Raw genomic sequence first — 3,395 nt, 5'->3', positions numbered from 1 at the left:
TACTCACCTAAAACCAGCCAGGAAAGGCGTTTTCATCATCATCGAAACCTACCGAGTTGTAAGATGGTTTCCTGTTACCGAAATACAAATCCGGAAGTTAAATTTTTTCCTGATACTTCAATGCTTACATTTATTTCTTGTTGAGCGTCTAACTCCAGTATAAATGAAATTTGATTCATCTCAGTTCGGCTTAAAGGAACCGAATGCGAGATCAACTCATATCCAGCCTGAAGAGGAACCACTACTTCAATTTTCTTTTTTTCCGTTCCTCGGTTCGCTACCCGATAGGTTTTTTTCTCTCGAGTATCAAAGAGTACTTCCTTCCCTTCCTGGTTATAAATTTGGTTTAATTTTTCTTGTTTTTCAACTTTTTCCTCAACAACAACGTCGGTACTTTCACCCACTTCAGCCCGTAATTGGGGTGTTTCCCCTGATAAATAATTCTCTCCTAAAAATACTACTCCAGATGAGGATTTTTCAAAATATTCAGCTTTGCCAGGGAACAAAATAGCATCAGGAAGAAGAAGATCCCAAAAGAAATGGATATTGGTATCGTGAAAATAGCTTGGGTTATAACGAGAAATTTTTTCAGCGTTAATCATTTGAAATTCCTCGACAATCAGCCTTTTGGTTTCAAAAGGCTCCAAATTGAGAACCAATCGTTGGTTAGCAATGACAAAAACCCTATTCCGAATCGCTTCCTGGCTTTGGTTCATAATGTCAACCAGCAACCTTCCTACTGGAGCAATTTCATCAGGTTCCCAAAAAAATTGGTAGAGATAGTTCAAGTGAAGATATTCAAGGGGGAATGTTAAGTGAATCATTCCAGTGGTTGGTTGATCGGCATAAATAGAAACAATAGTATTTTGGTTTGAAGAGTCATTGATGGTACTGAGTAAAATTCCTCCCTCAACCTGAATAAATACTTCTTCATCATTTAAGGTAAGTGATTTCCCCCAGGAATAAATATTTTCTCCTTTTTGAAGCTCAACCCTCCAGGTTTCTCTTTGATAAAACATCGAATCTCCGGCAAAAACAATTATTTCTTCAGGGCTTTTCTCTAATATTAAGTCCTGGGCATAAGCTATACCACTCACGAAAAGGATGGTGATCAATATCATCCAAAGTTTTTTCATGACCACACCTCCCTAAACTCATATCTCAGGGTTACTGTTTCTTCTTGTTCCGGTTCGATGGTTATTTCCAGATGAGCATTACCATCTTCCCAGTGCCAACCTTGACTGCCGGTGAGTTTAGCCTCCGGTGGTAATGGCTCAATAATCTCTACCGGTTTAGGTACACTACCGCGGTTTCCCAACTCGAACTCAATTATAACTTCTGACCAAAAATCGGCAATATTTTTATCTTCATTCCAGTCGACCTTTAATCGTTTATAACTTTTTTCAATTCGTTCTACTTGAAAAGTTTTGATAGCACCAACTGCAATTTCAAACTCTTCTTGAGTCCTTACCCATGGGAACTGAAAGGTCCCAAAAACCGATTGATTTTCTCCAAATATGGTCACCCATCCTTGTGGTAAAGGATCTCCTTCGCTTTTCATCTTTAAAACTCTTTTGAGATTTCCTTTATCAAATCGGATGATTTCTTTAACGGGAAATTTTCTCATTCCCGGGAAAACCTGCAGGACACTTTGTGAAGGTAAATCAATAATATAGGGTAAACGAAATATCTGGTATTCTGATATCCTTTCCATCTCCACTGGCCTTTCCCGCGTCATCATCACTTGAGGTTGGACTTCATCGGCAGCTCCAAGAGCTGCTTCCTCCGGAATTCCACCCTTATCTCCATCGAATAGAAAGGCTGGTTTCCCTAACAACCAACTGACGTGAACATTCTTCCAATTTATATTTTTCCGATTAGAAAGAAAGACTGATGGGTAAAGATAAAAATTAGAATTTTTTTCATCCCAAATTGCCATATAGCGCTCTTCCCAGTTAAATCCACTTATAAAAAAGGAAAGAAGAAAAGAGTAAGATCCAGCCTGTTGAGCTTCAATTTCTATCTGATAACCATTTGTAGGAGTGGTACTAATAGCTTTGAGTGAAGTAGATGAATTATAGGGATGAAAGTAGAATCTCTCTTGAAGAAGATTGTCTCCGGTTAAGAAGAAACGATTTTCACCCTGATGGAGTGACAGGGTGACCTTCTCCGCTACCCAGGCTCGATCAATGTCTTGATAGATGGTCAACCAAGACTCATCCGGATTTATGGATTGGGAAAGGAGTGCATGAGATAGCGAAGAAAACCCGAGAATAAAGAACAATAGAAGCCCCCCCATTACCAAAATATATCTTTTCATACTTCACCTCCATTGAAATCAATCATGCTCAAATCTGATTAAAAACTCGTTTACTCTTTCTTTTATAATATATTTTAACAAACCAAAATCGTTTCGATGCTTTTCCTTTTAAATATGTAACTGTTGTTAAAAAGTTTTATTCTGGGAACTTATGGGCTTTATTTATCAAGCCCATACCAAAGATTTAAATTTTATAGGAACGCAATTTATTGGGCCCGATTAATGTAGTGATATGCCATGGCATGTCGAATCTTGGATTTTCATCGTTATCTGGTGCCACAAAATGGTATGAGGGTAAATCCTGAAAATACAAGAATGAAAAATAATCAAATAAAAATGAGAAAGAATGATTTAAAGCAATTCCCCTCCTCGGAGGGATGGTGTTTTACGATGGTGAGAGCGCTTTTCTATTTTTTCATGGTTATTCTGAGAAAATGATAAAGAAATATTCATAAAAGATGAGATTATCACCTCGTCCACCTAAAAAACGGTTGGTCTCCTCACAATGACGGTTTTAAGTAGGAATTTTTCATCTTCCTCTGATATCCAAAACGGTGATATGAAATTCTATTGTATTCATTAAATCGCTTTGATATCATCGATTATTGCTCCCATCCATACAATAGACCAAAAGTTAAAAAAGTTATTGGTCTAGAAGTACTCCAGCAGAAACCAATAAAGCTAATCTTTTAATAAGTTATATTCCTTTAGGTTTATCCTTTGATTTTCATTTAATTTTCAGTAGGATTTTATTCTATTTCTCCCTTAGTTGAATAATAACGGATTGAGATATTTTTCTCATGTTTGTTCGATGATTCCATCTCGTATTTCTATTTTTTATGGAGATTTTGTCGAAAAATCTGACAGGTATTTTCAGCATAAATTGGCATTGAAATACTTGGGTTAATTTTTATAAAATTGGTTGACTCATAATGATAATTATATTAATATTACTATGTTAGTAATGTATAGAGGATGATTAATGATGAATAAAAAATTATTCATTCAAATACAGGGCATGACTTGCCCCAGTTGCGAAAAAATTGTCACTCAGGCCTTGGAAGAATTGCCGGGT

General features: G+C 36.5%; 3 protein-coding genes. 1 reads left to right on the top strand and 2 read right to left on the bottom strand.

Translation table 11 applies throughout. The features are described 5' to 3' along the window. Positions 1–74: 74 nt before the first annotated feature. Positions 75–1,136, bottom strand: coding sequence for a hypothetical protein (locus tag PLK24_RS09860; protein WP_324478684.1), 1,062 nt, complete (start codon positions 1,134–1,136; stop codon positions 75–77). Next, positions 1,133–2,320: a hypothetical protein gene (locus tag PLK24_RS09855; protein WP_324478682.1), complete on the bottom strand. Its 1,188-nt coding sequence runs from the start codon at positions 2,318–2,320 to the stop codon at positions 1,133–1,135. Before PLK24_RS09855 ends, PLK24_RS09860 begins: the two co-directional genes overlap by 4 nt. Before the next feature lie 982 nt (positions 2,321–3,302). Between PLK24_RS09855 and PLK24_RS11545 the strand changes: the two genes are divergently transcribed. Beyond that, positions 3,303–3,395, top strand: a 93-nt coding sequence (locus PLK24_RS11545; RefSeq protein WP_502876069.1) for a heavy-metal-associated domain-containing protein, incomplete at its 3' end; no start/stop codon positions are given.

Origin of the sequence: Atribacter sp., assembly GCF_035418125.1 — a bacterium.
In the GTDB taxonomy this organism is placed as follows: Bacteria; Atribacterota; Atribacteria; order Atribacterales; family Atribacteraceae; genus Atribacter; species Atribacter allofermentans.
The sequence above is the reverse complement of the archived record's forward strand: the minus strand, read 5'-3'. Positions and strand labels throughout refer to the sequence as shown.

What these genes read in the sequence shown, in the direction of transcription:
- PLK24_RS09860 (WP_324478684.1), bottom strand. Translation starts at nt 1,136, where the DNA reads ATGAAAAAACTTTGGATGATATTGATCACCATCCTTTTCGTGAGTGGT.
- PLK24_RS09855 (WP_324478682.1), bottom strand. Translation starts at nt 2,320, where the DNA reads ATGAAAAGATATATTTTGGTAATGGGGGGGCTTCTATTGTTCTTTATT.